Here is a 26,926-nt window from a genome sequence, read left to right on the forward strand (position 1 = left end):
CTCAAGGCGCCACGCGCCGCCGCTGCCAGGGCCAGTGCATGTGGAAGCGCCGGGAGTGGGCGTGGGCCCGGGCCTCGTCGGGCCCCACGTGCTCGAAGTAGGAGAAGCGGAACTCCGCCCACAGCACGCCGTAGGCCACGGCGAAGAGGAACGCGCCCAGCGCCAGCCACCAGGGCACCCCCGTGGCCATGGCCACGCCGCTCAGCACGAGCAGGACCACGGACATGCCCAGCGACACCTCGCGCAGCTTCTTCGACTCGCTGAAGGCCAGGCCCATGGACACCAGCGAGAGGGCGAGCATCACCCACGCCAACCAGTACGACGTGCGCGCGTAGAGATTGGCGATTCCGAGGAGGAAGAGACCAAAGCCGAATACCGCGAGTCCGCCATCCATCGTGTCCTCCTTGCCCGGAGCATTCCCCCAGGAGGGAGAGGGCGGGAGACGGTTCGTCCCCTCGCACGCCTCCGCATTCTCAGTCCGGTGCTGGAGGGAAGATGCGAACCGGCATGGGCGCGGGGGACTCCCCTGGGCCCGTCAGACGCCGAGACCGACCGGGGGCCGGGCGGACGGCGCGCGCGCGGGAATGCGAACGAGGTGTGACAGTGGACGTTTGGCCCTGCGGAAAACCTTGCAGGCAGGCCCCTGCTGACGCATGACTCACCGCGCACAGGGCCGGGAGCACGTGACGAAGAACGGTGCCATGCGGTGGATGTTGCTACTCGTGCTGGTCGCGCCCCTGGTGGGCTGCCGCCGCGTGAGCTTCGAGGACCAGGTGCTCACCAAGCCCGCCGTGCGCTACCGCGTGGGCAGGCTGCCGGAAGCGTGGCACCGGGTGTGGCTGGAGGGCAATGACCTGGCCTTCGCCGAGGAGGGCACCGGCCGCGCGCTCTCCGTCAACGCCACCTGCGAGGGGCATGACGACCCGCCCCTGCCGGTGCTCACCCGCCACCTGCTCGCGGGCTTCACGGAGCGCCAGGAGGTGTCCTCGAAGCTCGTCCCCATGGCGGAGCGCGAGGCCCTGCGCAGCCGCTACCTGGCGAAGCTGGACGGGGTGCCAGTGCAGCTGGAACTGGTGGTGCTGAAGAAGGACAACTGCGTGTTCGACTTCTCCTACGTGTCCCCGCCGGGACTGGCGGAGGAGCGGCTGGCGGACTTCGAGACGCTGCTGGCCGGCTTCGAGTCGGAGCGTTCGAAATGACGCCGGAAGTGGAGGCCAGCGCCGCCGCACCGCCGGAGAAGGAGGGGCTCGTCGCACGCACGAAGGTGCGCCTGGAGTCGCTGGGCGCGCTGGCGCTGATGTCGGGCCAGGTCTTCAGCCGCGCGGTGCGCCCGCCGTACGACTGGAAGACGCTCGTCTACCACACCGAGTCGCTCGGGGTGCGCTCGCTGCCGATTGCGCTGCTCACGGCGACGTTCGCCGGGCTCGTCATCTCGTTGCAATTCGGTTACTTCCTGGCGCGCTTCGGCGTGCAGTACACGGTGGGGCGCGTGGTGGTGCTCACGCTGTTCCGCGAGCTGGCGCCGGTGCTCACCGCGCTCACGGTGGGCGCTCGCATCGGCAGTGGCATGGCGGCGGAGCTGGGCGCCATGACGGTGACGGAGCAGGTGGACGCCATTCGCGCGCTGGGCGCGGACCCGCTGCGCAAGCTGGTGGTGCCGCGCGTGCTGGCGTGCCTGCTGGTGATGCCGGTGCTCACCATCTTCGCGGACGTCATCGGTCTGGTGGGCGGCGCGCTGGTGGTGAAGCTGCAGTACGCGCTGCCGCTGGAGCAGTTCTTCCAGGGAGCGCTGGACGCGGTGCTGCTGGAGGACTTCGTCTCCGGCGTGTTCAAGGGCGCGGTGTTCGGCGTCATCATCGGGCTGGTGGGCTGCTTCAAGGGGCTCACCGTGGAGGGCGGCACGGAGGGCGTGGGCCGCGCCACCACGCAGACGGTGGCGGTGACCTCCGTCTCGGTGTGCCTGGCGGACTTCTTCATCACCAAGCTGACGCTGTACTTCTGAGGCCCCATGCGTCTCGCCCGCCGCCAGGAGCCCTCCACCTTCGAGTTCCGCAAGCCCACGCCGGGCGAGCGGCTCATCCACTTCGAGCACCTGACGAAGGCGTTCGGCCCCAAGCACGTCTACGACGACGTGGAGCTGGACGTGCGCGCGGGGGAGACGCTGGTGGTGATGGGCGGCTCGGGCACGGGCAAGAGCGTGCTGCTCAAGTGCCTCATCGGCCTCTTGCGGCCGGACACGGGGCGCATCCTGTTCCAGGGGCATGAGCTGACGCACTTCACGGAGGACCAGTTCATCCCGGTGCGCCGGCACGTGGCCATGGTGTTCCAGGGGGCGGCGCTCTTCGACTCGCTGACGGTGGGGGAGAACGTGGCGTACCCGCTGCGCGAGCACTTCCCGGAGATGCCCGAGAGCGAGCTGCGCGAGCGCGTGGCCCAGAAGCTGGCGCTGGTGAATCTGCCGAACACGGAGCACCTGATGCCGTCGGATTTGTCGGGCGGCATGAAGAAGCGGGTGGGGCTGGCGCGGGCCATCGCCACGGACGCGGAGGTCATCCTGTGGGACGAGCCCACCACGGGACTGGACCCGGTGACGACGCAGTCCATCAACGAATTGATCAACTCGATGAAGACGAAGCTCGGCTGTACCTCCATCGTCGTGACGCATGACATGGTGAGTGCCTTCTCGGTGGGAGACCGGCTGGCGATGCTGGCCAACCGGCGCATCGTGCAGGTGGGCACGCGCGAGGAGATACGGCACTCGAAGGTGCCGGAGGTGCGGGCCTTCCTGGACGCGCGCCGCGCCGAGCTCGTCCCCGGAGGCGCGTCATGAGCCTGTTTCCTTCCGCCTCGGGCGAGCGCCGGCTGGCGCTGCGCGCGGGGCTCTTCGTGGCCATGGGCCTGGCGGTGGCGGGCGTGGTGGTGTTCTTCATCGGCCAGGAGTCGCGCCTCTTCGAGCGGCAGGCCACGTACCGCGCCTACTTCAGCAACGTGCAGGGGTTGAGCGACGAGTCGCCGGTGTGGATTGGCGGCCTGAAGGTGGGGAAGGTGACGGGCATCACCTTCTCCCAGGACCCGGACGACGCGCGGCTGGAGGTGCACCTCCAGGTGTCGCGGAAGTACACGGACCGCATCCGCGAGGACTCGGTGGCGGTGCTGTCGAGCATGGGCGTGCTGGGCGACAAGGCGGTGGACATCTCGCTGGGCAGCCCCACGGCGCCGCCGGTGGAGTCGGGCGGGGTGCTGAAGTCGTCGGCGGGAGGGGACATCTCCACGCTGCTGAACGGGGCGGGGCAGGTGATGGAGAACTCCATTGCCATCAGCAAGTCGCTGCGCGAGGCGGTGGACGCGTACGCGGACCCGGCGCTGGCGAAGGACGTGGCGCGCGGCATGGCGTCGCTGCGGGCGCTGCTGGAGGAGGTGGAGAAGGGGGACGGCGTGCTGCATGCGCTCATCTACGACAAGAGCGCGGGGCGCGAGGTGCGCACGCTGATGGCGAATGCGTCCCAGGCGGCGCAGCGGATGGACGGGGCGATGGGGCACGTGGAGGCGCTCCTGCGCGAGGTGCGCTCGGGAGACGGCACGGCGCACCAGCTCATCTACGGTGAGGAGGGCGTGACGGCGCTGCGTGAGATGGGTGAGGCGGCGGGGCAGCTCGCGGGGCTCATCGAGGACGCGAAGAAGAGTCCGAACGGGGCGGTGCACCAGCTGGTGTACGGGGATTCGAGGGAGATGTTCGCGGACCTGGGCAGCGCGGCGGCGAACCTCAAGAAGATTACGGCGACGGTGGCGAAGGGGGATGGCACGGTGGGCGGGCTCATCAGCGACCCGACCGTCTACGAGGACCTGCGCGAGGTGCTGGGCAACGTGAAGCGCAACCGCATCCTCCGCGCGCTGGTGCGCTTCTCGCTGAACAACCGCGAGGACCTGGAGCAGATTGGCGAGCCGCGGAAGGAGGAGAAGCCCGTGACGCAGCAGCCGGCGGCGGTGCCTGGCTCATCAGGTGGGGTGGTGCCAGAATCGACGGTGGTTCCGGCTTCCGTTCCAGCTGTTGACGCGCACCCTGGTTGAGGGCGCGAGGCCTGAGTTCGAGCCGGCTGGGTGTTAGCGAACCGGTAGCTCGCGGAAGGCGATGCCCGCGAGCTGGAGCCGCTTCACCGCATCGACGAAGCGCTCATTCGCGAGGATGACGGTCTTGAAGTCGTGGAGGCGGAAGAGGTCCACGTCCTGCGGCAGCGTCACGGCTTTCAGGGCAGCGGCCTCCGCCGGGTAGCCGTTGCGGTTGCTGCCGCATCGGGCGCACGGCTTCTGCCAGTCAGAGGGCAGGCAGGAGGGGTGCAGGTGTCCTCGCACCTGAAGCTCGAGCTCGAGCAGCTCGGGCGCGGCCTTGCCTCGATGGCGTAATTCACCCGGGGCGCCTCGCAAGCCCGGTACGCCCGCGTCCTGGAGCTTCACCACCGCTTCTCGTGCCGCCCATAACGTCCAGGGGGCCTGGAAGAAGAAGTCACCGAAGCGGCCCGAGGACTTCCCCCTGGAAGGGCCGAGCTGTGTCCCTGGCTCCAGCGGGGCCCCGGCGGGAACGCGAGGCCGCAGCAGCTCGCACAGTCGCCGGTACTCCTCCAGTGACACCGCTTGAAGGCTCCGGGGCTCCTCCAGCAGCGCCCGCTCCGGGAGGTCGCCGAGGTCCACCGTCGGGTACGACTCTCCGAGGCCGCCATACCCACCGCACATCGTGCACTCGATGCTGGGGATGCACCACGGGCTCACGCCGTCGATGTTGCCCGTCTGGGATGTGCTCGCATCCTCGAGCACTTCGAAGAGCTTCATGCGCCGCTCCCGTCCATCACCGCAGGTAGTAGTACGGGACGATAGGGCCCATCAGGTCATACTTCTGGATGAGCTTCCCGAGATGCTCCCAGACCTGCTGCTGCGTTGCTCCCGGGTACTGCCTGGCGAACTGGTTTCACTCCTGATTCCACGCGCCCCCGCGCGGCCCATTATTGTGGATGCGCTGGTGGGTGGCCTGCTCGATGACCAGGGTGAAGTCGTGCACGTTCATGCTGCGGGGAGCCCTGGAGAACCACTTCGCGAGGCTGTCCGCCTGGGGGAAGAGGTGATGCCGCACCCAGCCCGGCCCCGAGGGTAGGCGCGGGCTGGAGCGCGGTGTGGAAGCGCATCCCACCAGCAGGGCGCCCAGCAGTCCCGCCACGCAAGCGAGCCTGGATGTCATCGAAGTCCGTATCCGTCGCGGGTGCCGCTGCATCGGAGGGAGGCTAACAGCCAGCGGAGCAGGCGCACGCTCCGCGAGGCGCCGTTGCCACGATGGGCCGCCCGTTCCGTATCAGGGATGAACGCGCCACCCTTCCCGTGATACCGAACTGACCGTGCCTCGCTCCCGGCTCGCCGTCGCCCTCCAGCCGTATCCGCTCCGCCGCCAGCTCGAGGAGGCGGACTGCGGCCCCGCCTGCCTGGAGATGATTTCCGCGTACCACGGCGCCCGGCACGAGCTGTCCTCGCTGAAGGAGCTGGCCCACGTCCAGACGAGCGGCACCTCCATGGTGGACCTGCTCACCACCGCCCAGAAGGTGGGGTTCCAGGCCCGCGGCTTCCACGTGGAGGACTTCTCCGACCTCGACGACGAGGAGGGCCAGGCCCTGCTCCCCGGCATCATCCACTGGGAGGAGAACCACTACGTCGTCCTCTACAAGCTGACGCCGAAGGAGGCCATCATCGGCGACCCCGCCCTGGGCCTGCGCCGCATCCCCCGCGCGCGGCTCGGCGACCACTGGAACGGCATCCTCCTGTCGCTCCAGCCCACCGACGCCATCTTCCGCCCGCTGGAAGTCCCCAATGCGCCGGAAGCCTCCCGTCGCCTCGGCGGCCTGCGGCGCTTCGGCCGCGGCCTGCTGCGCTACCGCGTGCTGCTCTTCCAGGTGCTCCTCACCACGGTGCTCCTCCAGGCCCTCGCGCTCGCGCAGCCCTTCCTCATCCAGGGGCTCGTCGACAAGGCGGTGGGCGGCCGCGACGTGACGCTGCTCGCCGCCGTGGGCGTGGGCCTCGCCGTGCTGCTCGTGGCACAGGTGCTGGTGTCGGTGGCGCGCGGCGCGGGCCTGTTCCTCCTGTCCAGCGGCTACTCGGTGCTGCTGCTGGCGCAGTTCTGGAAGCGCCTGCTGTCGCTGCCCGTGTCCTTCTTCGCGCGGCGCCACCGGGGGGACTTGCTCCAGCGCATCGAGGACCACCAGCGCATCCGCCGCATCCTCCAGGGCGCGTCGGTGTCCGTGCTGCTCGACCTGGTGATGCTGGTGGGCTACGGCGTGGTGCTCTTCCTGTACGACGCCACCGTGTTCGGCATCTTCCTCACGGGCGCCGCGGTGTACACGGTGTGGACGCTGCTGCTGATGCCCCGGCGCACGGTGCTGGACCACCAGCGCTTCCGCGCCGCCGCGGACGCCAGCCGCCTGGAGATGCAGATGCTCGGCGGCATCCAGACGCTCAAGGCGTGCGGCGCCGAGCGTCAGGCCCGCGCCCGCTGGGAGAAAATCCAGGCGCGCGAGGTGGAGGCCGCGCGCCGCATCTGGCTGCACGACACCATCCACAACTCCGGTGCGCAGTTCGTCAACCAGGGCGTGTACGCGGGCATCCTCGTCTACGAGGCGCACCTGGTGCTCGCGGGCCAGCTCACGCTGGGGCAGATGGTGGCCACGCTCGCCATCCTCGGCCTGGTGCTGGCGCCGATGCAGAACCTGGTCATGTTCATCCACCAGCTGCAGGACGTGTTCATCTCCCTGCGCCGCGTGGACATCGTCTACGACGCCGAGCCCGAGCTGCGCGACGACACCGTGCCCACGGCGGGCGCGCTCACCCAGGCGCCGGAGCTGAAGCTGGAGGGCGTCACCTTCCGCTACGGCTCGCCCAATGACCCGCCCGTCCTGGACGACGTGAGCTTCACGATTCCCGCCGGGAAGATGACGGCGATTGTCGGCCGCTCCGGCGCGGGCAAGACGACGCTCACCCAGGTGCTCTACGGCCTCTACCGCGCGGAGCGGGGCCGCGTCCTCTACGACGGCAGGCCCATCGAGTCCTACGACGCCACGGCCCTGCGCCGCTCGGTGTCCTTCGTGTTCCAGAAGACGGACGTCTTCGACGGCACGCTCGCGGAGAACATCGCCCTGGGGGACGACGCGCCGGACGCGGAGCGCCTGGAGCATGCCGCGCGCACCGCGTGCCTGGACGCGCTGCTCGCGCTGCCCAACGGGCTGAAGACGAAGATTGGCGAGGCCGGCATGCGGCTGTCCGGCGGCGAGGAGCAGCGCCTGCAGCTGGCGCGCGCCATCTACCGCAACCCGCGCGTGCTCTTCCTCGACGAGGCCACCAGCCACCTGGACGCGGAGCTGGAGCGCGCGATTACCGAGGCGCTCCAGCGCGAGGCCGCGGGCCGCACCCTCGTGGTGGTGGCGCACCGCCTGTCCACCGTGCGCCGCGCGGACAAGATTGTCGTCCTCGACAAAGGCCGCGTGGTGGAGGAGGGCACCCACGAGGAGCTGGTGGCCATTCCGGGCGGGCGCTACCGCGCGCTCGTCGAGAACCAGATGGAGCAGAGCTGAGCCATGACGTCTCCCAAGCCCCTGCCTCCCGACGAGCTGGACGCCGACCCCGCCCTCACCGACGAGCTGCGCTCGGTGATGCACCCGCGCCCGTACCGCGCCCTGGCCTTCACCGTGGCGCTGGTGGTGGTGCTCGGCGCGCTGGCGTGGCTGGCCTCGCGCACCGTGCTCGCCGTGCTCTGGAAGTAGTGGCTCAAGCCCGCCGCGCGTGCTTCGCGAGCGCGCGGGTGAAGTGGCCGGCGATGTCCGTGCCGCCGCTCGCGTCGAAGCCGAGGAACATGGCGGAGCCGTTCAGCTCCAGGAACTTGAGCACGCCGTCCTGCCCGCGCTTCAGGTCCAACCCCGTCCACCGCAGGCCGAGCACCTCGCACGCCTTCACGCAGTCACGGGCCACCTCGGGCGGCAACTCCACCGGCTCCACGCGCTCCTCGTTCTGCCGGAAGTCGAGCGCGGAGGTGACGATGCGCAGGCTGGCGATGACCTCCCCGTCCAGCACGTACACGCGGAGGTCCTCTCCGGGCAGCAGCTCCTGGAAGGTGACGGGGGCGGCGGACAGCGCGGCGAGCCGCTCGTCGGTGAGGTCCTCGGGCAGCAGCTCGCGCGTGGCGGCGCCGCCGGTGACGGGCTTGTAGGCCACGCGCCCTCCCGCGGCGAAGCGGCGCACGGCCTCCGCGTCGTTGGTCCACAGCGTCCGGGGCACCGGCAGGCCCGCGGCCTTGAGCGCGGCGAGCTGCACCGGCTTGTTCATCGTCCAGTCGCTGGAGACGGGGTTGTAGAGCGGCACGCCCAGCTGCTCCCACCGCGCCACGAGCCCGTTGAGCAGGGTGCCCTTCTCGCGGAAGGCGGTGAGCGTGGTGCGCCAGTCCTCGTCCATGGCCTCCTGCGCGTCCACCAGGTAGGCCAGGGGGCTGCTGTGCAGGCCGCGCAGGTAGACGGCGGCGGGCCGGCCCACGGTGCGCCCGTCCACGGTGATGCCCGACAGGTCGTCCGTGAGGGACACCTTCGTCTCGTCCGGGAAGGCCAGCGTGTCCACGATGACCGCGTCCACGCCCTCCTCGCCCAGCCGGCGCGCCACATCCTTGATGTGGATGTCCTCGCGGGAGCCCACGAGCACCACCGTCCCAGTCTCTGTCTTCATGGTGCCTGTGTACCCTCTCACCGCGGGTTGTCCCACGCCGCACCTCCCATACGGACGCGGGAGGCCTGACGGGTCAGCCCGGGTGCGTACCTCGCGGCCCGCCGCCGTGCCAGCGGTGCGTCAGGCCTCGCCCCCCGTGTCCTTCTCCTCGCCCACCATCATCGTGGTGACCTGGGAGTCGCGGGGCGGCGCGGCGGGCGGGGCCGGGCTCCGGACGGGAACGAGGTCCCGGATGAACAGCGCCCGGGGCCGTTTCTGGGGTTGGGGTTCGCTCATGGTTCCACCCCGCAAGGTGGGACTGGCGAGCACCCGGCGCCAGGGGCCGGGCCCGGGGCGGGGCAGGCAGGGAGGCAATCCCTCGCATGCGTCAGTGCCACCCCCGCAAAGACAAAACGGCGAGCCCCCAGGTGGGAGCCCGCCGTTCATGTCAGGGACGAAAGCTGTCCCGCGCCGGGATTAGCGGCCCGCGCGGTACGAGGTCCACATGCTGTTCATGCGGGCGTTCTGGCCCGCGCTGAACGTGTTCATGCAGGAGTCGTAGCTGTAGTCCATGAAGTTGGTGATGGGGTCCAGGCCGGCGGTGGAGCAGGTGTCACGGCCGGTGGGGCAGCCGGAAGCCGGCGAGGCCTCGGGCGGCGTGTCGCTCACGCTGTCGCCGGGGCTGGCGCAGCCGCCCTGGAACGTGTGGTACAGGCCCATCCAGTGACCGACCTCGTGGGTGCCCGTGTCGCCCTGGTTGTAGTTGCTGGTGGAGCCGCCGGGCAGCGAGCCCTGGAGGACGACGACGCCGTCCATCTTCGAGGTGGCGCCGCTCCAGGGGAAGGTCGCCCAGCCCAGCAGGCCGCCGCCCATGTTGTTGGTGTAGAAGTTGAGGGCGGTCGCGGTGCCCTTGCGCAGGGCGTTCTTCATCTGCGACTCGCAGGTGCCGCCCGTACAGGTGTACCAGGTGCCGTTGTTCGTGTAGTCCGTGCCCGCCAGGTAGAAGCTGAAGCCGGCGGCCGCGTAGGCGGAGTTGAGGACGGCAATCTGGTTGTTGATCTGCGTCGTGGTCACGCCGCCGGAGCCAGTGGAAGAGCGGATGACGTGGAAGTACACGGGGATGGACACCGCCATCGCCTGCACTTCGCCCTTCATCGCCTGACGGGCCTTGAGCGCCTCGAAGCGCGCCTCGATCTCCGCCACGGTCTCCGCGTCGAAGTCAGGGTTGCCGCAGCGGTCGAGCAGGGCCGCCTCCGTCTCCCCCGGAGCCTGCTCCATCTGCGACTCGTCCACGGGACCACAGCCGACCATCGCAGCAACGGCACCGAACGTCACAGCGGCCTTACCGAAAATCGTACGCATGCGTGCATCCTCTGGGGGTTGGGAGCGACGGCGCGTTGTATACGATTCCGTGAATCAAAACAATACACGCAATAATCGCTAATATTGGGTTCACCAGAAGTCGGGGTTGACTCGATATGGGGCGGCTTCCACCCAGCTGGCGAATCGAGCGCGAGCGTCTAGGCTCGCCCCCCTTCGAGGAGACGACGTGAAGGCCTCAATCCCACTACTGATGCTGTGCGTTGCGTTGTTGTTTGCGGTGCAAGCTTCTGCTGCGCCGCGGCGTCTGGTGTTGCTGTTCACCGGGGACAACCAGGGTGAGATTGCACCATGTGGCTGCAAGAAGGAGCCGCAGGGCGGACTGGCGCGGCGGAAGACTGCAGTGGATGCGGAGAGGGGGCGCGGCCTGCCGGTGGTGTTGCTGGACGCGGGTAACGCGCTGTTCCGCAAGCCGGTGCGTCAAGACGAGCCGCTGGTGACACAGCGCGCGGAGCTGGTGCTGGAGCAGATGGAGGCGCTGGGGACCACGGCCATGGCGGTGGGACACCGCGACCTGTCCCAGGGGCTGTCGTGGCTGCGCAAGGCGGCGCAGGGGCCGAAGAAGAAGCTGAAGCTCCTGTCCGCGAACCTGGTGGACAAGGCCGGCAAGGCGCCCTTCGCGGCGTCCACGGTGGTGGAGGCCGGAGGCCTGAAGGTGGGGGTGGTGGGGGTGTCGCCCGAGGGCCCGCCGCCCGGAGAGCCGACGCTGAAGGGGCGCCCGCCGCTGGAGGCGGCCCTGGCCGAGGCGCGCAAGCTGCGCCAGAAGAGCAAGGTGGACGTGGTGGTGGTGCTCGCGGCGATGCCGTACCAGGAGGCCGTGAAGCTGGCGCTCACCGCCGGGGACGCGGTGGACTTCGTGGTGGAGTCGCACGAGAACAAGGGCATTGGCATCGGCGAGCTGGTGGGCAGCCACGCCGCGGTGTTCCCCGCGGGGGAGCTCGGGCGGCAGCTGACGCGGCTGGAGCTGAACGTGGACGGGCCGGGCCCTTCCGTGGACCTGGGCTCGGGGACGCGGGCGCGCCAGCAGCTGGTCGTGGTGGAGGGCAACCTCCTGAAGGCGCACGAGCGGCTGGCCGCCACGCGCGACGAGCCGACGCGCGCCGACCTCACCCGCACCATCGTCGAGCTGGAGGGCCGCATGCGGCAGCTGGAGACGGAGGTGGACGTGAAGGCGCCCGCCGGCGGGCGCGCGCACCAGCTCTCCTACCTCACGCTGGGTCTGGCGGTGGCGGATGACGCGGCGGTGAAGCAGAAGGTGGAGCAGCTCGAGCCGCCCGGCTCGGCCACCGCCACGCCCTGACGCGGGCGCTTCGTCCGGCGGGGCGCCAGCGGCAGGTCGTCCGTCGAGACTGGCCAGCGCCACGCCCTGACGCGGGCGCTTCGTCCGGCGGGGTGCCAGCGCCACGCCCGTCGCGGGCGCTTCGTCCGGCTTCGTACTCGGCACCGGCGCCGGGGCGCTCCGGCGTCGTCGTTTCCGGTGACTTCGCCGGGGGCGTGCGGTCCAATCCGCCGCCATGCAAGCGCTCGCCCTTCGTGAGGACCGTTTCCTGGATGTGCTCCGGCGGCTCATCGCCCTGACGCCGAAGCTGCAGAACAACCCCAGTGGGGGCCTGGTGCCCGAGGAGCGGCTCGCCGCGCAGGTGGTGCTGGACGTGCTCGCGCCGCACCTGAAGAGCGGCTTCATCCAGGTCGAGTCGCTCGCGGGCCCCGGCAACGAGGCGCGGCCCTGCCTGGTGCTCACCGTGAAGGGCACGGGCGAGGGCACGCTGGGCTTCGTGGGGGCACACTTCGACGTCGTCCCCGCGGACGAGAAGGGCGAGGGCTGGGAGCACAACCCCTTCGCGCTGTGGGAGGGGCCCGGCGGCGTGCTCTACGGGCGCGGCGTCACCGACTGCCTCGGCCACGTGGCGGTGATTACGGACTTGCTCGCGCAGCTCGCCGAGCGCGACGTGCGCCCGAGCCGGACGCTGAAGGTGGTGTTCATCTCCAACGAGGAGTCCACGGACCTGCCGGGCCTGGGCCTGGGCTACGTGGCGCAGCAGGGACGGCTGAAGGACCTCCTCGGACAGCCGGTGTACTGGCTGGACAGCGCCAACTTCGGCCCCAACGTGGGCACCGGCGGCAATGCCATCTGGGAGCTGAAGGTGACGGGCGTGGGCGGGCACTCGGGCATGCCGCAGAACTGCGTCAACGCGCTGGAGCTGGCCATGGCCACGTCGCTGGAGCTGGCCCGCTGGTTCCACGCGCGCTACCCCGCCACCGAGGACGAGAAGAAGTGGGGCTTCCTCGCCTCGTCCAGCCTCAAGGCCACCGTGGTGGAGGGCGCCAACACCAAGGAGACGAAGATTCCCGCCGACATCACCCTGCGCGGCGACATCCGCGTGACGCCCTTCTACGACTTGAAGGAGGTGATGCAGTCGGTGGAGGCCTTCGTGCGGGACCTGGATGCGCGCCTGGAGCGCGACGAAGTCCTCCCCGGCTTCCCGCGCACGCGCACCGCGGCCGGCAAGCGCGGCTCGCTGGCGTTCCGCTTCCAGGGCGGCGGCACGGAGGGCATCGCCTGCCGGCTGGACTCGCCGGGGCTCCAGGCGCTGAAGGACGCGATTCAGCACGTGCGCGGCGTGGCGCCGACGCCGTTCTCCCTCACCGGCTCGCTGCCGCTCGTGCGTGACTTGCAGCGCCAGGGCTGCGACGTGCAGATAACGGGCTTCGGGGACATGGCGTACTACCACGCCCCCAACGAGCAGGCCCGGCTGGAGGACTTCCGGCAGGGCTTCACCATCCTGCGCGAGCTGCTCGTGCGGCTGTGATTCGCCCAGGCTCCGGGGCTCCACCTGCCCCGCGAGCCGGGACGCGCGTCGCTCCCGCCACATCGCGCCCACATGGTCGTGGACAGCGGCCCGGCGGCTGGCCAGATTCGGGGCCGCGCCTTCGCGGCATCCCTCAGGGGCCCTCGCGGGCTCCGGGCGCGCCAGGAGCGGTGACACCGTGAGAGACCTGCTGATGATTCCGGGGCCGGTGGAGTTCGAGCCGGAGGTGCTCCAGGCGCTGGCGGCGCCCACGCTCGGCCACACGGACCCGGCCTTCATCTCCCTGTTCGGCCGGGCGCTGAAGCGGCTGCGCGAGGTGTGCCTGGCCCCCGGCGCGCAGCCCTTCGTGGTGGCCGGCTCCGGCACCCTGGCCATGGAGCTGGCGGGCGCCAACCTGGTGGAGCCGGGCGACCACGCGCTCGTGGTGAACACCGGCTACTTCAGTGACCGGATGGCGAAAATCCTGGAGCGCCACGGCGCGCAGGTGACGCACGCGCGCGCCGCCCCGGGCGAGTCGCCTTCCGCGGACGAGGTGGAGACGCACCTGGCGCGCGGCGGCTTCAAGGTGATGACCATTACCCACGTGGACACGTCCACCGGAGTCCTGGCGCCCGTGGAGGCGCTGGTGCGCGCCGGGCGCAAGCACGGGGTGCTGGTGGTGGTGGACGGCGTGTGCGCCACCGCGGGCGAGGCCTTCCACCAGGACGCGTGGGGCGCGGACGTGTACCTCACCGCCAGCCAGAAGGCGGTCGGCGTGCCGCCGGGGCTGGCGCTGCTCACCGTGGGGCCCCGGGCGCTGGAGGCGTGGCGCAAGCGCAAGGCGCCGGTGGCCAGCGTCTACTCGGACTGGGCGGAGTGGCTGCCCATCATGGAGGCGTACGAGGCGGGCAAGCCGGCCTACTTCGCCACGCCGCCCGTCAACCTCGTCTGCGCGCTGGACGTGAGCCTCGGGCAGATTCTCGCCGAGGGCATGGAGGCGCGCTTCGCCCGGCACCAGCGCATGGCGCGCGCCTTCCGCGCGGCGTGGAAGGCGCTGGGCCTGCGCATGCTGCCCACGTCCGAGGCCGTCACCGCCAACACCCTGAGCGCCGTCTACTACCCGGACGGCGTGGACGCGGCGCTGGTGGGGCGGGTCAAGGGCCAGGGCATCGTCATCGCCGGGGGCCTCCACCCGGAGTTGAAGACGCGCTACTTCCGCGTGGGCCACATGAACCGCGTGGGCCCCACGGACGTGCTGGCCGCGGTGGGCGCGGTGGAGCGGGCGCTGCTCGCCGCCGGCCACCGCTCCGAGCCCGGCGCCGCCGTGGCCGCCGCCCAGGCCAGCCTCGTCGCGGGCTGAGCCCCGGAAAACCTCCGTACCCGCCCAACCTGGACGGTGGCTCCTCGCCCAGGAGCCATGACACTCCAGGATTCCACCGGCGCGGAATATTGATTCGACAGCAACGTAAAAATATGAGAAGGTTGCCATCCCGGAAGTGGGGGGAATCGGGCCATTCCAGAAGTACCTGCTGGGTTCGCCGGTAGTGTGTTTCCTGGAAAGACCCGGGATGTCCCCACGGTGGAGAGAGCATGCACGTGGGCACGGACGCGAGCGGAAGTGGAGCAGCCTGGGAGCTGGAGCTGCGACGCCTTGCCGCGAGCGAGGAGGACTCGGCTCGCGGGATGTTCTTCCAGGGCACGTTGGACGTGGTCGGCTTCCTGGGCGGAGACGGCGCGGTGGCCCGGTGCAAGGGCGTGGCGGGCCTCTGGGAAATCAACCCCGTGCACATGTACCCCATCAGCCGCTTCCTGCGGATGACGTCCACGGCGGCGCGGCTGCTGGCGCCCCAGCTGGACGGCTTCGAGGGCGTGCTCAAGCGCATGGGCACGCAGGCCACGGTGGACTTCCTGTCCTCCATGTTCGGCCGGGACTTGATGCAGACGGCGGGCGGCAGCCCGCGCAAGCTGCTGCAGTCGCTGGGCGATGCGTACCGCGCGGCGGTGAGCTACGGCGACCGCTACCCGCTGTGGACGGGCGACAGGAGCGCGCGCTTCATCATGCGGCGCGACTTCATGCCCGCCGCGTACCACGAGGGCGTGCTCCAGGGCGTGCTCGAGGCCGTCGGCGCGCAGGACGTGCGGGTGTACGGACGTCAGGTGGCGCTGCTGGACAGCGAGTACGAGCTGTCCTGGAAGTGAAGCCGCACGGGGAGGGCCCGCCAGGCCGCTCGCCTTGCGACACGGTGGGCGGGCCCGTGCCCGCCCCCGCGCCAGCCTCCAGCTTCTGGACGCATCCGCACCGGACACATGCGCATCTTGCGGTGACCGCAACCGTGCGCCGTCCGGACGTCCCCACTTGGCCTACCTCGACCCGAACCGCTTCCGTCACCTGTTGTTGCGCTCCGTGATGTTGCCCGCGGTGCTGGGGACGCTGCTGGCGGGGCTGCTCTTCTGGGAGGTGCGCCAGCTCCTCCATGCGGACGAGTCGGCGGACCGCTCCGACGCGGTGCTCGCGCAGGCCGTCCACGTGCGCCAGCTCCTCATCGACCGGGAGACAGGCCTTCGCGGCTTCCTCCTCACGGGAGACGACAGGTTCCTGGAGCCCTACCACGTCGCGGGAGAGCGCCTTCCGAAGGTCCTGGACCAGCTGGACTCGCTCGTGGCGGACTCGCCGGACCAGCAGGCCCGCCTGGAAGAGCTGCGCCGGCGCCGGGCGGACTGGGAGGCCTTCTCCGACGAGGAGCTGCGGCGCTTCAAGAGCGGCGGGAACTGGCTGAAGCTGGTTGTCGAGGGAGAGGGCAAGCGTCGCATGGACGGCCTGCGGCGGCTGCTCGACGAGCTCACCTCCGTGGAGCGCGAGCGGGCCAACCAGCGCGGCGTCCTCGCCGAGCGCCAGGCGCGGCTGGTGCTCTGGGGCGGCGCCGCCTGGCTGCTCGTGCTCGGGGCCCTGCTGGCCTGGATGGGCCGGCGCCAGCTCGTCGCCATGTCGGACGACTACGAGTCCCTGCTCACGCAGGCCCGGTCGCAGGCTGACGCCCTGCGCGCCAGCGAGGCGCGCCTGGAGCAGCGCGTGGCCCAGCGCACCCAGGAGCTGACGGCGGCCAACCGCGAGCTGGAGTCCTTCAGCTATTCCGTCTCCCACGATTTACGCGCCCCCCTGCGCGCGGTGGACGGCTTCAGCCAGGCGCTGCTGGAGGACGAGGGCGAGCACATCTCCGCGGAGGGCCATGAGCACCTGAAGCGGCTGCGCGCGGCGGCCACCCGCATGGGGCAGCTCATCGACGACCTCCTGCGCCTGTCCCGCCTGTCCCGCACCGAGCTGCGCCAGGAGCCGGTGGACCTGAGCGCCCTGGCCCGGGACGTGGCGGAGGGGCTGAAGCGGAGCGAGCCCGGCCGCGACACGGCGTTCGACATCGCCCCCGGCCTCGCGACGCGCGGGGATGCCCGGCTGCTCCGGGTCGTCCTGGAGAATCTGCTGGGCAACGCCTGGAAGTTCACCAGCCAGCGCTCCGGGGCCCGCATCGAACTTTTCGCTGAGTCCCCGGACGGGCACCCCCGTTACTGTGTCCGCGACAACGGCGTGGGTTTCGACATGGCGTACGCGAGCAAGCTCTTCTCCCCCTTCCAGCGGCTGCACCGGCCCACCGAGTTCCCCGGCACGGGCATTGGCCTGGCGACCGTGCAGCGCATCATCCACCGCCATGGCGGAGACATCACCGCGGAGGCCGTGCCCGACGGTGGAGCCACCTTCCGCTTCACCCTGGAGGAGTCGCACCCATGAATGGCTCCGAGCGCCCCATCCTCCTGGTGGAGGACAACCCGGATGACGTCGACCTGACCCTCCGGGCCTTCAAGCGCGCGGGCATCACCACCCCGGTGGACGTGGCGCGCGACGGGGTGGAGGCGCTCGACTACCTCCATGCCCGCGGCGCCTTCGCGTCGCGTGCCGGACAGCCGCTGCCGGTGGTGGTGCTGCTGGACCTGAAGCTGCCGCGGCTGGACGGGCACGAGGTGCTGCGTCGTATCCGCGCGGAAGCGCTCACTCGGCTGTTGCCGGTGGTCATCCTCACCTCGTCCGTGGAAGAGGTGGACCTGATGCGCGGCTATGGCGGCGGGGCCAACAGCTACGTGCGCAAGCCGGTGAGCTACACGGAATTCGTGGAGGCGGCGCGCCAGCTCGGCCTGTACTGGTTGGTGCTCAACCATGAGCCGCCCTCCGTGCCTCCTCCCGGGACGACGGGATGAAGCCGTTGCGGCTGCTGATGGTGGAGGACAACCCGGACGACGTGGCGCTGGTTCTCCTGGAGCTCAAGCGCAACGGCTTCCGCCCGGAGGCCCTCCGCGTGCAGACGGCGGAGGCGATGCGGCAGGCGCTCGCGCACGCGGAATACGACATCGTCCTCGCCGACTACTCCATGCCGGGCTTCACCGCGCGGGACGCGCTGAAGGTGCTCCAGGACACGGGGCGGGACATCCCCTTCATCGTCGTGGCCGGCAGCATCGGCGAGGACGAGGCGGTGGAGGCGATGCGCGCCGGGGCGCGCGACTACTTCGCCAAGGACCGGCTGGTGCGGCTGGGCGCCGCGGTGGAGCGCGAGCTCGTGGAGGCCCGCGCCCGGCGCGAGCGGGCGCGCACGGAGCTGGACCGGCAGATGCTGGCGCTCGCCAGCGAGGTGCTCGCGGAGCCGGAAGACCTGGACGAGCGGCTGCGCCGGCTGGTGCGGCTGCCGGTGCCGACGGTGGCGGACTGGTGCACCCTGCGCCTGTACGACAAGGGGCGCGGTGGCCTGCGGCTCGTGGCGCTGGCGCACCCGGACCCGACGCGCTCGGCGCGCATGTGGGAGGTGGACCAGCGCCACCCCCTCACGGTGGACATGGACTTCGGGCCGGCGCACGTGCTGGCCACCGGCGAGCCGGAGCTGGTCGAGGAGGTGGCGGCGCGGCCCCGGCCCATCACGAACGTCTCGGAGTATCAGGAAGTCCTGCGCGAGCTGGGCTTCCGCTCGGCGCTGCACGTGCCCATGCGAGGCCGTGCCGGCGTGCTGGGCGTGCTGTCGCTGGCGTTGGACCGCGGCGGCCGGCGCCTGGGGCCGGAGGACCTGTCGCTGGCGCAGGAGCTGGCCCGGCGCGCCGGGCTGGTGCTGGAGAACGCGCGCCTGTTCCGCGAGGTGCAGGACGCGGTGCGGCTGCGCGACGACTTCCTCGTCGTGGCGGCGCACGAGCTGCGCACGCCGCTGACCACGCTGCGCCTGCAGCTCGGCTCGCTGCAGCAGCACGCCGGTGATGCGCCCAGGGCCCTGGAGCTGCAGACGCGGCTGGAGCGCAGCATGCGCCAGGTGCGGCGGCTGGGGACGCTGGTGGAGTCGCTGCTGGACGTGTCCCGGCTCACCACCGGCGAGCTGAGCCTGGCCCCGGAGCGCTTCGAGCTGTCGGACGCGGTGCGCGCGGTGGTGGAGCGCTACGGCGCGGAGGCCGAAGGGGTGGGCAGCCAGCTGTGCCTGTCGGCGGGGCCCGGCCTGTGGGGCCGGTGGGACCGGGCTCGGCTGGAGCAGTCGGTGGAGGCGCTGGTGGCCAATGCGCTGAAGTTCGGCCCGGGCCGGCCGGTGGACGTGGAGGTGGTGCGGGAGGGGCCCATGGGCCTGGTGCGGGTGATGGACCGGGGAATCGGGATTCCGGAAGACCAGCTGGAGCGCATCTTCGAGCGCTTCGGGCGCGCGGTAAGCTCGCGCTCCTACGGAGGGCTGGGGCTGGGGCTGTACCTGGCGAGGCGTGCCGCGGAGGCCCATGGGGGCCGTGCCTGGGCGGAGACGCGGGAGGGTGGCGGAGCGCGGTTCATCCTGGAGCTGCCGTTGGAGAAGGAGGAGCGTACGTGAGCCGGCCGTTGCTGGTGGTGGACGACGACGCGGACCTGCGCGAGGCGCTGGAAGAAGTGCTGCGCGACGCGGGCCACGAGGTGCTGGGGGCGAGCAATGGCAAGCACGCCCTGGAGGTGCTGGGCACCATGCCCGTGCTGCCGGGGCTGGTGCTGCTGGACATGATGATGCCCGTGCTGGACGGGGGCGGCTTCGCCCGCGCCATGCGCCAGGTGCCCCAGTGGCGCGACATCCCCGTGCTCGTCTTCTCCGCGTCCGCCAACGCCCGTCAGGTGGCGGAGGAGATTGGCGCGTGTGGCCACCTGCGCAAGCCCGTGGACGTGGACACGCTCGTGCAGGCCGTGGGCCGGTACAAGATGGAGTGAGGCCCGGGCCCGCACGGACAGTCCGCGTGAATTGACGCTCCGGTGAGGGGGTTGATAAGGAGTTCCTTAACACCCACCTCCCGGAGGGATGGATGCACTTCAACGCGCTGACGCTGCTCCTGGTGCAGCTCATCGTCATCATCGGCCTGTCGCGGCTCATCGGCCGGGGGGCCCGGTGGCTGGGGCAGCCGCTGGTCATCGCGGAGGTGGTGGCGGGAATCGTCCTGGGTCCGTCGCTGCTGGGGTGGGTGGCGCCGGAGGTGATGGGGGCGCTGTTCCCCGCGTCGTCGATGCCGGTGCTGACGATGCTCAGCCAGGTGGGGCTGGTGCTGTTCATGTTCCTCATCGGCCTGGAGCTGGACCCGCGGATGTTGAAGGGGCGGGGGCATGCGTCGGTGGCCATCAGCCACACGAGCATCATCGTCCCCTTCGCGCTGGGGGCGGCCGCGGCGGCGCTGTGGCTGTACCGGAGCCTGTCGGACCCGGCGGTGCCGTTCTCGTCCTTCGTGCTCTTCATGGGCGTGGCGATGAGCATCACCGCCTTCCCGGTGCTGGCGCGCATCCTCACGGAGCGGGGGCTGCTCCAGTCGAAGGTGGGCACGGTGGCCATTGCGTGCGCGGCCGTGGACGACGTGACGGCGTGGTGCCTGCTGGCCTTCGTCGTCTCCATCGTCCGGGCGTCGGACATGGCGCACGCGGCGCTCACCACCGTCTTCGCGCTGCTCTACATCGGCTTCGTGCTGGTGGTGGTGCGCCCCTTCCTGGCGCGGCTGGGCGCGCGGGTGGCCAGCCGCGAGGGGCTGACGCAGAACGTGGTGGCGGGCACGCTGGTGCTGCTGCTGGCGTCCGCGTGGGCAACGGAGCTCATCGGCATCCACGCCCTCTTCGGGGCGTTCCTCTTCGGCGCCGTCATCCCCAAGGAGGGTGGGCTGGCGGAGGCGCTGGTGGAGCGGCTGGAGGACGTGGCGGTGGTGCTGCTCCTGCCCGTCTTCTTCGCCTTCAGCGGGCTGCGCACGCAGATTGGCCTGCTGAACAGCGTGGAGGCCTGGGCCACTTGCGGCGTCATCATCCTGCTGGCGTGCGTGGGCAAGTTCGGCGGCAGCGCGGTGGCGGCGCGGCTGACGGGGATGCGCTGGCGCGAGGCGGGCGCGGTGGGCGTGCTGATGAACACGCGCGGGCTGATGGAGCTCATCGTGCTCAACATCGGCCTGGACCTGGGCGTCATCTCGCCGCAGCTGTTCACGATGATGGTGCTGATGGCGCTGGTGACGACCTTCATGACCACGCCGCTCTTGCGCTGGTTCTACCCGACGGAGGAGCTCGCGCGGGACAGGCTCACCCCCCAGCTGGCGCTGGAGCCGGGCCCGGTGCCCTACAGCGTGCTGATGTGCGTGTCGCACGGGCAGGCGGGGCCGGGCATGGCGTCCCTGGCGCGGGCGCTGGTGGGCGGGGAGCAGGCGCAGCTGCACGCGCTGCACCTGGTGCCGCCCGAGCGCGCGCCGCTGTTGCCGGAGGCGGAGCGGAGTGCGCCCTCGGAGGGCGCGCTGGTGCCGCTGCTGGGCCGGGCGGAGAAGCTGGGGCTGGCGGTGCGGCCCCTGTCCTTCGTGTCCGCGGAGCCCGCCGCGGACATCTTGCGCACGGCGCAGGCGCGGCGCGCGGACCTGGTGCTGCTCGGGTGGCACAAGCCGCTCTTCAGCCAGACGGTGCTGGGCGGCACGGTGCACGAGGTGATGGATGCGGCGTCCGGCACGGTGGCGGTGCTGGTGGACCGGGGACTGTCGGACGTGAAGCGGGTGCTGGTGCCCTTCATCGGCACCCGGCATGACCGGGCGGCGCTGGGGCTGGCGCGGCGGATGATGCGGCAGGTGGGGGCGGAGGTGACGGTGCTGCACGTGACGTCGGACCTGGGCGGCAGCGGCGCGCGGGCGCAGGTGGAGGAGCTGTTCCCCTCCGAGGAGGGCGGCGTGCGGCTGAAGGTGGTGCGTCACGACGCGCCGGACGAGGCCGCGCTGGAGGAGGCGCGCCACGGGTATGACCTGGTGGTGGTGGGCGTGGGCGCGCAGTGGGGCCTGGAGGACCGGCTCTTCGGCCTGCACCGCGAGCGCATCATCCGGGACGCGCCGGGCTCGCTGCTCGTGGTCCGCCACCCGGAGCCCGCCCCGGCCGCGGAAGTCACCGGGGACGCACGTGACGCGGAGCGCGCGATGCCGGCGCGGGGCTGAATGGGACGCATGCGCCTGGGCGCCACTCCGCGGCTGTTCCTCGCGCTGCTCGGAAGGGGCTAAAGAGAAGTCATGCACCTGGGCGCCACCTTGCGGCTGTTGCGCGTGGACGCGGGCGTGTCCCTGCGGGACATGGCCCGGCGCATCGGCGTGTCGAGCGCGTACCTCAGCCGCGTGGAGCACGGCCTGGACGCGCCACCCACGGCCGAGCGACTGGCGGCCATCGCCCGCGAGCTGGACGTGCCTCCCGCGCTGCTGATGGACGTGGCCCAGCGGGTGAGCCCGTACGTGGCGGGCTACCTGGAGGAAGTCCCGGGCGCCGGGACGCTCTTCCTCGAAATCGCGCGGCGGCGGCTGTCGGGCGCGCAGCTGGCGAAGGTGCGCGCCTTCCTGGACGCGGAGTTCCCGGTGCGCGCCGAGCGTGACGACGCGCCCGTGCCGCCGCTGGCCCCGCTGCTGGCCCCGGAGCGCGTGGTGGTGCAGCTGTCCTGCGCGGGCTGGGACGACGTGCTGGACGTGGTGGCCGGGCGCCTGGGCGCGGCGCTGCCGGGCACCGACGCCGCCCGCCTGGTGGAGGAGCTGCGGCGCCGCGACGCGGAGTCCTCGTGCGCGGTGGGCGGCGGCGTGGCGGTGCCTCACGCCGTCCTGCCGGGCGCCACGCCGGTGGCCGCCCTGGTGACGCTGGCGAAGCCGCTGAAGGTGGACACGCCGGACGGGCAGCCCCTGCGGCTGGTGGTGGCGACGGTGGACGGCGGCCGCGTCAGCGCCCGGCTCGTGCGCCTGGCCCACGTGGCGAGGCTGGCCGCCCATGGGCTCGCGGAGCGCCTGCTGGACGCGCGCCAGCCCCGCGAGGTGCTCGCCGTGTTGGAGGAGCTGGAGTCGCTGCGCTGATGCTCAGCCGGCGCGGTACACCCAGTTCACCCAGCCGCCCAGCTCCCGGTAGCCCAGTCGCTGGTAGATGCCCTTCGCCTGCGGCGTGGCCTGGAGCACGGACACCTTCAGGCCCCGCGAGCGCGCCCCGGAGAGCAGCCCGCGCATGAGCTCCGTCGCCAGCCCGCGCCCCCGGGCCTCCGGCGCCGTGGCCACCATGTAGACGCCGGCGGTGTCCCCCACGTCCAGGGCGAAGCCGCAGGCCAGGGGGCGGTCCGCCTCGCGCGCCAGCAGCGTGTGGACGGGCAGCGGGGGGCCCTGGTTCCACGCCTCCAGCATCCCGCCCCACGAGCCCCAGGTGGCGACGTTGAGCGCCACCAATTCCCGCTGCGTCTCGGGGACCTCGAGCGGAATCGAGGGCGGGACGTCCGGTGTCTCCGCCAGCACCAGCCCCATCGAGTCCGCGCCGTGCTCATCGGGCCGGTAGCCGGCGGCGCCCAGCACCCGCCCGCCCGCGTCACTCCCGGGCGTCACCACCACGCGCCACGCCGGTACGCCCTGCGCCCGGAAGAAGTCCTCAATCGCGGGCAGCGCGGCGGCCAGCGCCTCCCCGTCCGTGAAGTACACCTGCTGGAAGTGCAGTTCCTTCACGAAACCTGGCAGGCAGAAGGCGTCCACGCCCGGCAGCTCCAGGTGGCGCAGTTGGCCGCGCTCCTTCTGGAGGTGACGGAAGGCGATGACGTTGGAGAGCAGGCGCGCGGTCAGTTCGGCATTCGTCATTTGGGAGCGGTGAAACGTAGAACATCCGGGCTCGCAAAAGCGCGCACTGGAGGGCCAGGGCGGGTAGGGTGCGCGCAACGCTCATGAGCAGCCCGCGCTTCTACGCCTTCGACCCTCGTGTCACCCGCATCAGCCTGTTCCTCGGGGCCTGCGTGCTGGCGGTGCTCACCGCCTGGGCCGTGGCCGACTTCCGCTCCGGCGGAGGCACCCAGGCCATGGCCCGCGCCGGTGTCTCCGCGGGCCTGATGCTCGCCTTCCTCGTGGCCTTCCAGCGGCTCCGGCCGCGCTCCGGCTGGGGCGTCACCGTGGACGCGCGCGGCGTGCGCGTGGCCCGGCCCTTCAGCAAGAGCGAGCTGGATTTGCACTGGGGCCAGATTGATTCCGTGCGCCGGCTCGGCCGGAGGGGGAACGTGCTCGGGCTGTTCCTGAAGGAAGAGGGAAGGGTGCTCGTGACGCGGCATCTCTTCGCCCGCAGGGCTGTTTTCGAAGAGTTGATCGCCGCGCTGGAGGAGCGACTTCCGCCGCCGCGTTTCGACGCCTGAACCCCTGCTTTCCGGGGGCGGCCGTCCGAGGGGGCGGCCAAGCGAATTTCATGAGTGTTTACGAAGCCTTGCAGCGCCTCGCCGACCTTGTTCAGTGGGGCCCGAAGTGGTAGGCACAAAGCCTGTTGCAAGGCTCCTTTTCCCAAGGACAGCTTCACATGGAAAAGACCCCCGCTACCGGCGCAGCGGTCGCCCCGCCGCCCGTGGAGTATGGGACTGAAAGCATCACCAAGCTCGAGGGCCGCGAAGCGGTCCGGAAGCGCCCCGGCATGTACATCGGCGACACCATGACCTACGGGCTCCACAAGCTCGTGTACGAGGTCGTGGACAACTCGGTGGACGAGGCCCTGGCCGGGCACTGCACGGACATCGAGGTGGTCATCCACGTGGATGGCTCCCTGAGCGTGCAGGACAACGGCCGCGGCATTCCCGTGGGTCCTCACCCGGACCCGAAGTTCAAGGGCAAGGACACGCTGGAAGTCGTGCTCACGGAGCTGCACGCCGGCAGCAAGTTCGGCAACGGGGCCTACAAGGTCTCCGGCGGCCTGCACGGCGTGGGCGTCACCTGCGTGAACTTCCTCTCCGAGTGGTTCAAGGTCCGCGTCCAGCGCAACGGCAAGGTGTACGAGCACGCCTACGAGCGCGGCATCCCCCAGAGCCCCGTGCAGGAGGTCGGCACCACCGACAAGCGCGGCACGTACATCGCCTTCAAGCCGGACACCACGGTGATGGAGACGACCGACTTCAACTTCGAGACGCTCAGCCAGCGCCTGCGCGAGCTGGCCTTCCTCAACGCGGGCCTGCACATCACCGTCCGCGACGAGCGCTCCAACAAGGAGCACGACTTCAAGTTCGACGGCGGCATCGCCTCCTTCGTGGAGTACCTCAACAAGTCGAAGGAGGTGCTGCACGTCCCGCCGATTGCCTTCTCCACGGAGCGAGAGGGCGTCACGCTCGACATCGCGATGCAGTGGAATGACGGCTACGACGAGCGCATCTACACCTTCGCCAACAACATCAACACCCACGAGGGTGGCAGCCACCTGTCCGGCTTCAAGGCGGCCCTCACGCGCACGCTGAACAGCTACGCGGAGAAGGGTGGCCAGTGGAAGGACCTGAAGGAGACGCCCACCGGCGAGGACGCCCGCGAGGGCCTGTCCGCGGTCATCTCCGTCAAGATTCCCAACCCCCAGTTCGAGGGGCAGACGAAGACGAAGCTGGGCAACAGCGAGGTGAAGGGCCTGGTCGAGCAGATGGTGAATGACCAGCTCGCCACCTTCCTCGAAGAGACGCCCATGGTCGCCAAGAAGGTCGTGGCGAAGATTGGCGACGCCTGCCGCGCCCGCATCGCCGCGCGCAAGGCGCGTGAGACGGTGCGCCGCAAGGGCGTGCTGGACGGCGGCGGCCTGCCCGGCAAGCTCGCGGACTGCCAGAGCAAGGACCCCCACGAGAGCGAGCTCTACATCGTCGAGGGTGACTCCGCAGGCGGCTCCGCGAAGCAGGGCCGTGACAGGCGCAACCAGGCCATCCTCCCGCTGCGCGGCAAGATTCTGAACGTCGAGAAGGCGCGCTTCGAGAAGATGCTGACCAGCGCCGAAATCGTGACGCTGATTACCGCGCTGGGCACGGGCATCGGCGCCGAGGACTACGACCCGGAGAAGGCGCGCTACCACCGCATCATCCTGATGACGGACGCAGACGTGGACGGCAGCCACATCCGCACGCTGCTGCTCACGTTCTTCTTCCGCCAGATGCCGGAGCTGCTCCAGAAGGGGTACCTCTACATCGCGCAGCCGCCTCTCTACAAAGTGACGCGCAACAAGAAGGACCTGTACGTCAAGGACGAGCGCGCGCTGAACGAGTACCTGCTCAAGTCCGCCTCGGAGCACTCGCGGGTGCTGACGCCCGAGGGCGAGCTGGGCGGCGCGGAGCTGAAGGCGCTGCTGGAGAAGGTGATTACGTACGAGGAGCGCCTGGAGAAGCAGGCGAAGCGGCGCGACGCGCGGGTGGTGGACGCGCTGGTGCAGGCGACGCGGGTGACGGCGGAGACGCTGGCGGACGACGCGGCGATGCAGGCGGTGGTGAAGGACGTCTACGCCTACTTCGAGCGGCGGATGCCGGACGTGCTGGGCCGCGTGAAGCACGACGTGGTGCAGGACCCGGAGCACCACACGAAGAAGCTGGTGTTCCGCACCGACGTGAATGGCGCCATGCGCGAGACGGTGTTCGACCACGCCTTCCTGTCGTCGCCTGAGTACGTGGAGCTGGCGGGGCTGCGCGACGCCTTCGCGGCGCTGGGCAAGGCGCCGTACAAGGTGAAGGTGGAGGCCGGCGAGCTGAATGCCTTCACGGTGCAGGAAGTCCTCGCCGCGGTCCGCAAGGACGCGCAGAAGGGACTGGGCCTGCAGCGCTACAAGGGTCTGGGCGAGATGAACCCGGAGCAGCTCTGGGACACCACCATGAACCCGGCCACGCGCACGCTCCTCCAGGTGCGGGTGGAGGACGCGGTGGAGAGCGACGAAATCTTCTCGCTGCTGATGGGCGAGGCGGTGGAGCCGCGGCGTGAGTTCATCGAGCGCAACGCGCTCGACGTGCAGAACCTGGACATCTGAGGCTGTCCCTGTCCCCTCTCCCCGCGTGGGAGGGGGGACGGGCGCGGATGCAGGCGGCCAAAAGACCCGTGGGCCCGGTGCCCGCCTCGGCCCCGCGCCCACGCGCCTTTCCCGTCCTTGTCGAACCGGGCCGCCGTGCTCCGCGGCCCACGCTGGCCCTTACGGCAGGAACCGGGCAACCGCTGCCCACTTCGAAGACGCCCCCGCGCGCATGTTCAGCAGCGCGGTGATGCCGATGACGCCCGCCATGGCCGCCAGATTGACGATGCCCATCACGTCGATGGTCTTCATCAGCGCGCGGGCCTTGGACGGCGTCTCGTCCGTGGGCGTGAGCCCCGTCTCGGAGGGCACCGCGCCTTCCGGGGCCTGCGCCGCCAGGCTGGCGCCGCTGATGATGTTGGCCGCCCCCAGGGCCAGCGTGGCGCCGAGCAGCACGTCCTTGGCGATGACCAGCCCGCGCGTCTCGGCGTCGATTTCGCGCCCCGTCAGCTTCGAGCGGCCAATGAGCCAGGTGATGGCCGCCGTCCCCACCGACACGGCGTTGACGATGTTGAAGCCATTCCAGGCGGCATTCACCACCTGTCCGCGCTCCTCCGTCCGGTCAATCACCTTCACCGCCGGGTTGAGGGCAATCTTGCCGAACAGCGAGCCGCCAAAACCGGTGGCAAGCCCGAGGTTGTGGAGCACCAGGGCAGCCGACGAGAGCACAGGCACCATCGAAACACTCCGCGTAGTGGGTGGACGCCATGAGGGTAGGCATCCCCCCCACCGCGGG

General features: G+C 70.8%; 26 protein-coding genes. 18 read left to right on the forward strand and 8 right to left on the reverse strand.

The annotated features are described in order from the left end of the window. Position 1: 1 nt before the first annotated feature. Positions 2 to 394, reverse strand: a complete 393-nt coding sequence (locus ACX9TP_RS01695) for a hypothetical protein (RefSeq protein ID WP_482977941.1) — start codon at positions 392 to 394, stop codon at positions 2 to 4. Positions 395 to 701: 307 nt separating this feature from the next. On the opposite strand from ACX9TP_RS01695, the gene ACX9TP_RS01700 reads away from it, so the two are divergent. From ACX9TP_RS01700 to ACX9TP_RS01715, 4 genes are read left to right on the forward strand one after another with little or no spacing between them, the layout of a single operon-like run. Then, the gene (locus ACX9TP_RS01700) at positions 702 to 1,199 is read left to right on the forward strand and encodes a hypothetical protein (RefSeq protein ID WP_482982352.1); all 498 of its coding nucleotides are present in this window, start codon (positions 702 to 704) and stop codon (positions 1,197 to 1,199) included. After that, positions 1,196 to 2,002: an MlaE family ABC transporter permease gene (locus ACX9TP_RS01705; protein WP_482977942.1), complete on the forward strand. Its 807-nt coding sequence runs from the start codon at positions 1,196 to 1,198 to the stop codon at positions 2,000 to 2,002. The genes ACX9TP_RS01700 and ACX9TP_RS01705 overlap by 4 nt, the downstream gene beginning before the upstream one ends. A gap of 6 nt (positions 2,003 to 2,008) precedes the next feature. Continuing rightward, positions 2,009 to 2,830, forward strand: coding sequence for an ABC transporter ATP-binding protein (locus ACX9TP_RS01710; RefSeq protein ID WP_482977943.1), 822 nt, complete (start codon positions 2,009 to 2,011; stop codon positions 2,828 to 2,830). Then, positions 2,827 to 4,068 carry an MlaD family protein gene (locus ACX9TP_RS01715; protein ID WP_482977944.1) on the forward strand — a complete coding sequence of 414 codons (1,242 nt, stop codon included), beginning with the start codon at positions 2,827 to 2,829 and terminating at the stop codon, positions 4,066 to 4,068. The genes ACX9TP_RS01710 and ACX9TP_RS01715 overlap by 4 nt, the downstream gene beginning before the upstream one ends. Positions 4,069 to 4,101: 33 nt before the next feature. Here the strand turns inward: ACX9TP_RS01715 and sitI6 are convergent, their stop codons facing one another. Together sitI6 and sitA6 are read right to left on the reverse strand one after the other, a co-directional pair. After that, complete coding sequence (gene sitI6, locus ACX9TP_RS01720; protein WP_482977945.1) at positions 4,102 to 4,824, reverse strand: SitI6 family double-CXXCG motif immunity protein; 723 nt, start codon at positions 4,822 to 4,824, stop codon at positions 4,102 to 4,104. Between the two features lie 136 nt (positions 4,825 to 4,960). After that, positions 4,961 to 5,227 (reverse strand): SitA6 family polymorphic toxin lipoprotein, encoded by a 267-nt coding sequence (gene sitA6, locus ACX9TP_RS01725; RefSeq protein ID WP_482977946.1) that lies wholly within the window; start codon positions 5,225 to 5,227, stop codon positions 4,961 to 4,963. 154 nt (positions 5,228 to 5,381) lie between these two features. Between sitA6 and ACX9TP_RS01730 the strand changes: the two genes are divergently transcribed. After that, entirely contained in the window at positions 5,382 to 7,601 is a 2,220-nt protein-coding gene (locus ACX9TP_RS01730; RefSeq protein WP_482977947.1) for a peptidase domain-containing ABC transporter, read from the forward strand. Positions 7,602 to 7,604: 3 nt separating this feature from the next. Next, the gene (locus ACX9TP_RS01735; protein ID WP_482977948.1) at positions 7,605 to 7,790 is read left to right on the forward strand and encodes a hypothetical protein; all 186 of its coding nucleotides are present in this window, start codon (positions 7,605 to 7,607) and stop codon (positions 7,788 to 7,790) included. 4 nt (positions 7,791 to 7,794) lie between these two features. On the opposite strand, the gene ACX9TP_RS01740 is transcribed toward ACX9TP_RS01735, so the two are convergent. From ACX9TP_RS01740 to ACX9TP_RS01750, 3 genes are all read right to left on the reverse strand, one after another. Further along, positions 7,795 to 8,739: an ATP-grasp domain-containing protein gene (locus ACX9TP_RS01740; RefSeq protein WP_482977949.1), complete on the reverse strand. Its 945-nt coding sequence runs from the start codon at positions 8,737 to 8,739 to the stop codon at positions 7,795 to 7,797. A gap of 120 nt (positions 8,740 to 8,859) precedes the next feature. Then, entirely contained in the window at positions 8,860 to 9,015 is a 156-nt protein-coding gene (locus tag ACX9TP_RS01745; RefSeq protein ID WP_482977950.1) for a hypothetical protein, read from the reverse strand. Between the two features lie 180 nt (positions 9,016 to 9,195). After that, positions 9,196 to 10,080, reverse strand: coding sequence for a zinc metalloprotease (locus tag ACX9TP_RS01750; RefSeq protein ID WP_482977951.1), 885 nt, complete (start codon positions 10,078 to 10,080; stop codon positions 9,196 to 9,198). Positions 10,081 to 10,441: 361 nt separating this feature from the next. Here ACX9TP_RS01750 and ACX9TP_RS01755 point away from each other — a divergent pair, with 361 nt between their 5' ends. The 10 genes from ACX9TP_RS01755 (at position 10,442) to ACX9TP_RS01800 (ending at position 22,238) form a co-directional block, all read left to right on the forward strand. Beyond that, a complete protein-coding gene (locus tag ACX9TP_RS01755; protein ID WP_482977952.1) occupies positions 10,442 to 11,398 on the forward strand; it encodes a bifunctional UDP-sugar hydrolase/5'-nucleotidase in 957 nt (318 codons plus the stop codon). A gap of 214 nt (positions 11,399 to 11,612) precedes the next feature. Beyond that, positions 11,613 to 12,908 (forward strand): M20/M25/M40 family metallo-hydrolase, encoded by a 1,296-nt coding sequence (locus tag ACX9TP_RS01760; protein ID WP_482977953.1) that lies wholly within the window; start codon positions 11,613 to 11,615, stop codon positions 12,906 to 12,908. 178 nt (positions 12,909 to 13,086) lie between these two features. Further along, positions 13,087 to 14,247: a pyridoxal-phosphate-dependent aminotransferase family protein gene (locus tag ACX9TP_RS01765; RefSeq protein WP_482977954.1), complete on the forward strand. Its 1,161-nt coding sequence runs from the start codon at positions 13,087 to 13,089 to the stop codon at positions 14,245 to 14,247. Between the two features lie 230 nt (positions 14,248 to 14,477). Next, positions 14,478 to 15,086, forward strand: coding sequence for a DUF2378 family protein (locus ACX9TP_RS01770; protein WP_482977955.1), 609 nt, complete (start codon positions 14,478 to 14,480; stop codon positions 15,084 to 15,086). 157 nt (positions 15,087 to 15,243) lie between these two features. Next, entirely contained in the window at positions 15,244 to 16,668 is a 1,425-nt protein-coding gene (locus tag ACX9TP_RS01775) for a sensor histidine kinase (RefSeq protein ID WP_482977956.1), read from the forward strand. After that, on the forward strand, positions 16,665 to 17,132 hold the full coding sequence (locus ACX9TP_RS01780) for a response regulator (protein ID WP_482977957.1): 468 nt from the start codon (positions 16,665 to 16,667) through the stop codon (positions 17,130 to 17,132). Before ACX9TP_RS01775 ends, ACX9TP_RS01780 begins: the two co-directional genes overlap by 4 nt. After that, on the forward strand, positions 17,129 to 18,760 hold the full coding sequence (locus tag ACX9TP_RS01785) for a sensor histidine kinase (protein WP_482977958.1): 1,632 nt from the start codon (positions 17,129 to 17,131) through the stop codon (positions 18,758 to 18,760). The genes ACX9TP_RS01780 and ACX9TP_RS01785 overlap by 4 nt, the downstream gene beginning before the upstream one ends. Then, positions 18,757 to 19,125, forward strand: a complete 369-nt coding sequence (locus tag ACX9TP_RS01790; RefSeq protein ID WP_482977959.1) for a response regulator — start codon at positions 18,757 to 18,759, stop codon at positions 19,123 to 19,125. Before ACX9TP_RS01785 ends, ACX9TP_RS01790 begins: the two co-directional genes overlap by 4 nt. 92 nt (positions 19,126 to 19,217) lie before the next feature. Next, positions 19,218 to 21,347: a cation:proton antiporter domain-containing protein gene (locus ACX9TP_RS01795; protein ID WP_482977960.1), complete on the forward strand. Its 2,130-nt coding sequence runs from the start codon at positions 19,218 to 19,220 to the stop codon at positions 21,345 to 21,347. A gap of 72 nt (positions 21,348 to 21,419) precedes the next feature. Next, complete coding sequence (locus tag ACX9TP_RS01800) at positions 21,420 to 22,238, forward strand: helix-turn-helix domain-containing protein (protein ID WP_482977961.1); 819 nt, start codon at positions 21,420 to 21,422, stop codon at positions 22,236 to 22,238. 3 nt (positions 22,239 to 22,241) lie between these two features. On the opposite strand, the gene ACX9TP_RS01805 is transcribed toward ACX9TP_RS01800, so the two are convergent. Next, positions 22,242 to 22,997, reverse strand: coding sequence for a GNAT family N-acetyltransferase (locus ACX9TP_RS01805; RefSeq protein WP_482977962.1), 756 nt, complete (start codon positions 22,995 to 22,997; stop codon positions 22,242 to 22,244). Positions 22,998 to 23,080: 83 nt separating this feature from the next. On the opposite strand from ACX9TP_RS01805, the gene ACX9TP_RS01810 reads away from it, so the two are divergent. Both ACX9TP_RS01810 and gyrB read left to right on the forward strand, forming a co-directional pair. Further along, entirely contained in the window at positions 23,081 to 23,539 is a 459-nt protein-coding gene (locus tag ACX9TP_RS01810) for a hypothetical protein (protein ID WP_482977963.1), read from the forward strand. A 158-nt stretch (positions 23,540 to 23,697) separates the two neighbouring features. After that, complete coding sequence (gene gyrB, locus ACX9TP_RS01815) at positions 23,698 to 26,151, forward strand: DNA topoisomerase (ATP-hydrolyzing) subunit B (RefSeq protein ID WP_482977964.1); 2,454 nt, start codon at positions 23,698 to 23,700, stop codon at positions 26,149 to 26,151. Positions 26,152 to 26,310: 159 nt separating this feature from the next. Here the strand turns inward: gyrB and ACX9TP_RS01820 are convergent, their stop codons facing one another. Next, on the reverse strand, positions 26,311 to 26,868 hold the full coding sequence (locus ACX9TP_RS01820; RefSeq protein WP_482977965.1) for a hypothetical protein: 558 nt from the start codon (positions 26,866 to 26,868) through the stop codon (positions 26,311 to 26,313). Positions 26,869 to 26,926 lie beyond the last annotated feature (58 nt).

The sequence above is a fragment of the Pyxidicoccus sp. M15 genome, from assembly GCF_056858435.1.

Coding starts and splice junctions, on each gene's coding strand:
- ACX9TP_RS01695 (WP_482977941.1), bottom strand. CDS start 394: ATGGATGGCGGACTCGCGGTATTCGGCTTTGGTCTCTTCCTCCTCGGA.
- ACX9TP_RS01700 (WP_482982352.1), top strand. CDS start 702: ATGCGGTGGATGTTGCTACTCGTGCTGGTCGCGCCCCTGGTGGGCTGC.
- ACX9TP_RS01705 (WP_482977942.1), top strand. CDS start 1,196: ATGACGCCGGAAGTGGAGGCCAGCGCCGCCGCACCGCCGGAGAAGGAG.
- ACX9TP_RS01710 (WP_482977943.1), top strand. CDS start 2,009: ATGCGTCTCGCCCGCCGCCAGGAGCCCTCCACCTTCGAGTTCCGCAAG.
- ACX9TP_RS01715 (WP_482977944.1), top strand. CDS start 2,827: ATGAGCCTGTTTCCTTCCGCCTCGGGCGAGCGCCGGCTGGCGCTGCGC.
- sitI6 (WP_482977945.1), bottom strand. CDS start 4,824: ATGAAGCTCTTCGAAGTGCTCGAGGATGCGAGCACATCCCAGACGGGC.
- sitA6 (WP_482977946.1), bottom strand. CDS start 5,227: ATGACATCCAGGCTCGCTTGCGTGGCGGGACTGCTGGGCGCCCTGCTG.
- ACX9TP_RS01735 (WP_482977948.1), top strand. CDS start 7,605: ATGACGTCTCCCAAGCCCCTGCCTCCCGACGAGCTGGACGCCGACCCC.
- ACX9TP_RS01740 (WP_482977949.1), bottom strand. CDS start 8,739: ATGAAGACAGAGACTGGGACGGTGGTGCTCGTGGGCTCCCGCGAGGAC.
- ACX9TP_RS01745 (WP_482977950.1), bottom strand. CDS start 9,015: ATGAGCGAACCCCAACCCCAGAAACGGCCCCGGGCGCTGTTCATCCGG.
- ACX9TP_RS01750 (WP_482977951.1), bottom strand. CDS start 10,080: ATGCGTACGATTTTCGGTAAGGCCGCTGTGACGTTCGGTGCCGTTGCT.
- ACX9TP_RS01760 (WP_482977953.1), top strand. CDS start 11,613: ATGCAAGCGCTCGCCCTTCGTGAGGACCGTTTCCTGGATGTGCTCCGG.
- ACX9TP_RS01770 (WP_482977955.1), top strand. CDS start 14,478: ATGCACGTGGGCACGGACGCGAGCGGAAGTGGAGCAGCCTGGGAGCTG.
- ACX9TP_RS01780 (WP_482977957.1), top strand. CDS start 16,665: ATGAATGGCTCCGAGCGCCCCATCCTCCTGGTGGAGGACAACCCGGAT.
- ACX9TP_RS01785 (WP_482977958.1), top strand. CDS start 17,129: ATGAAGCCGTTGCGGCTGCTGATGGTGGAGGACAACCCGGACGACGTG.
- ACX9TP_RS01795 (WP_482977960.1), top strand. CDS start 19,218: ATGCACTTCAACGCGCTGACGCTGCTCCTGGTGCAGCTCATCGTCATC.
- ACX9TP_RS01800 (WP_482977961.1), top strand. CDS start 21,420: ATGCACCTGGGCGCCACCTTGCGGCTGTTGCGCGTGGACGCGGGCGTG.
- ACX9TP_RS01805 (WP_482977962.1), bottom strand. CDS start 22,997: ATGACGAATGCCGAACTGACCGCGCGCCTGCTCTCCAACGTCATCGCC.
- ACX9TP_RS01810 (WP_482977963.1), top strand. CDS start 23,081: ATGAGCAGCCCGCGCTTCTACGCCTTCGACCCTCGTGTCACCCGCATC.
- gyrB (WP_482977964.1), top strand. CDS start 23,698: ATGGAAAAGACCCCCGCTACCGGCGCAGCGGTCGCCCCGCCGCCCGTG.
- ACX9TP_RS01820 (WP_482977965.1), bottom strand. CDS start 26,868: ATGGTGCCTGTGCTCTCGTCGGCTGCCCTGGTGCTCCACAACCTCGGG.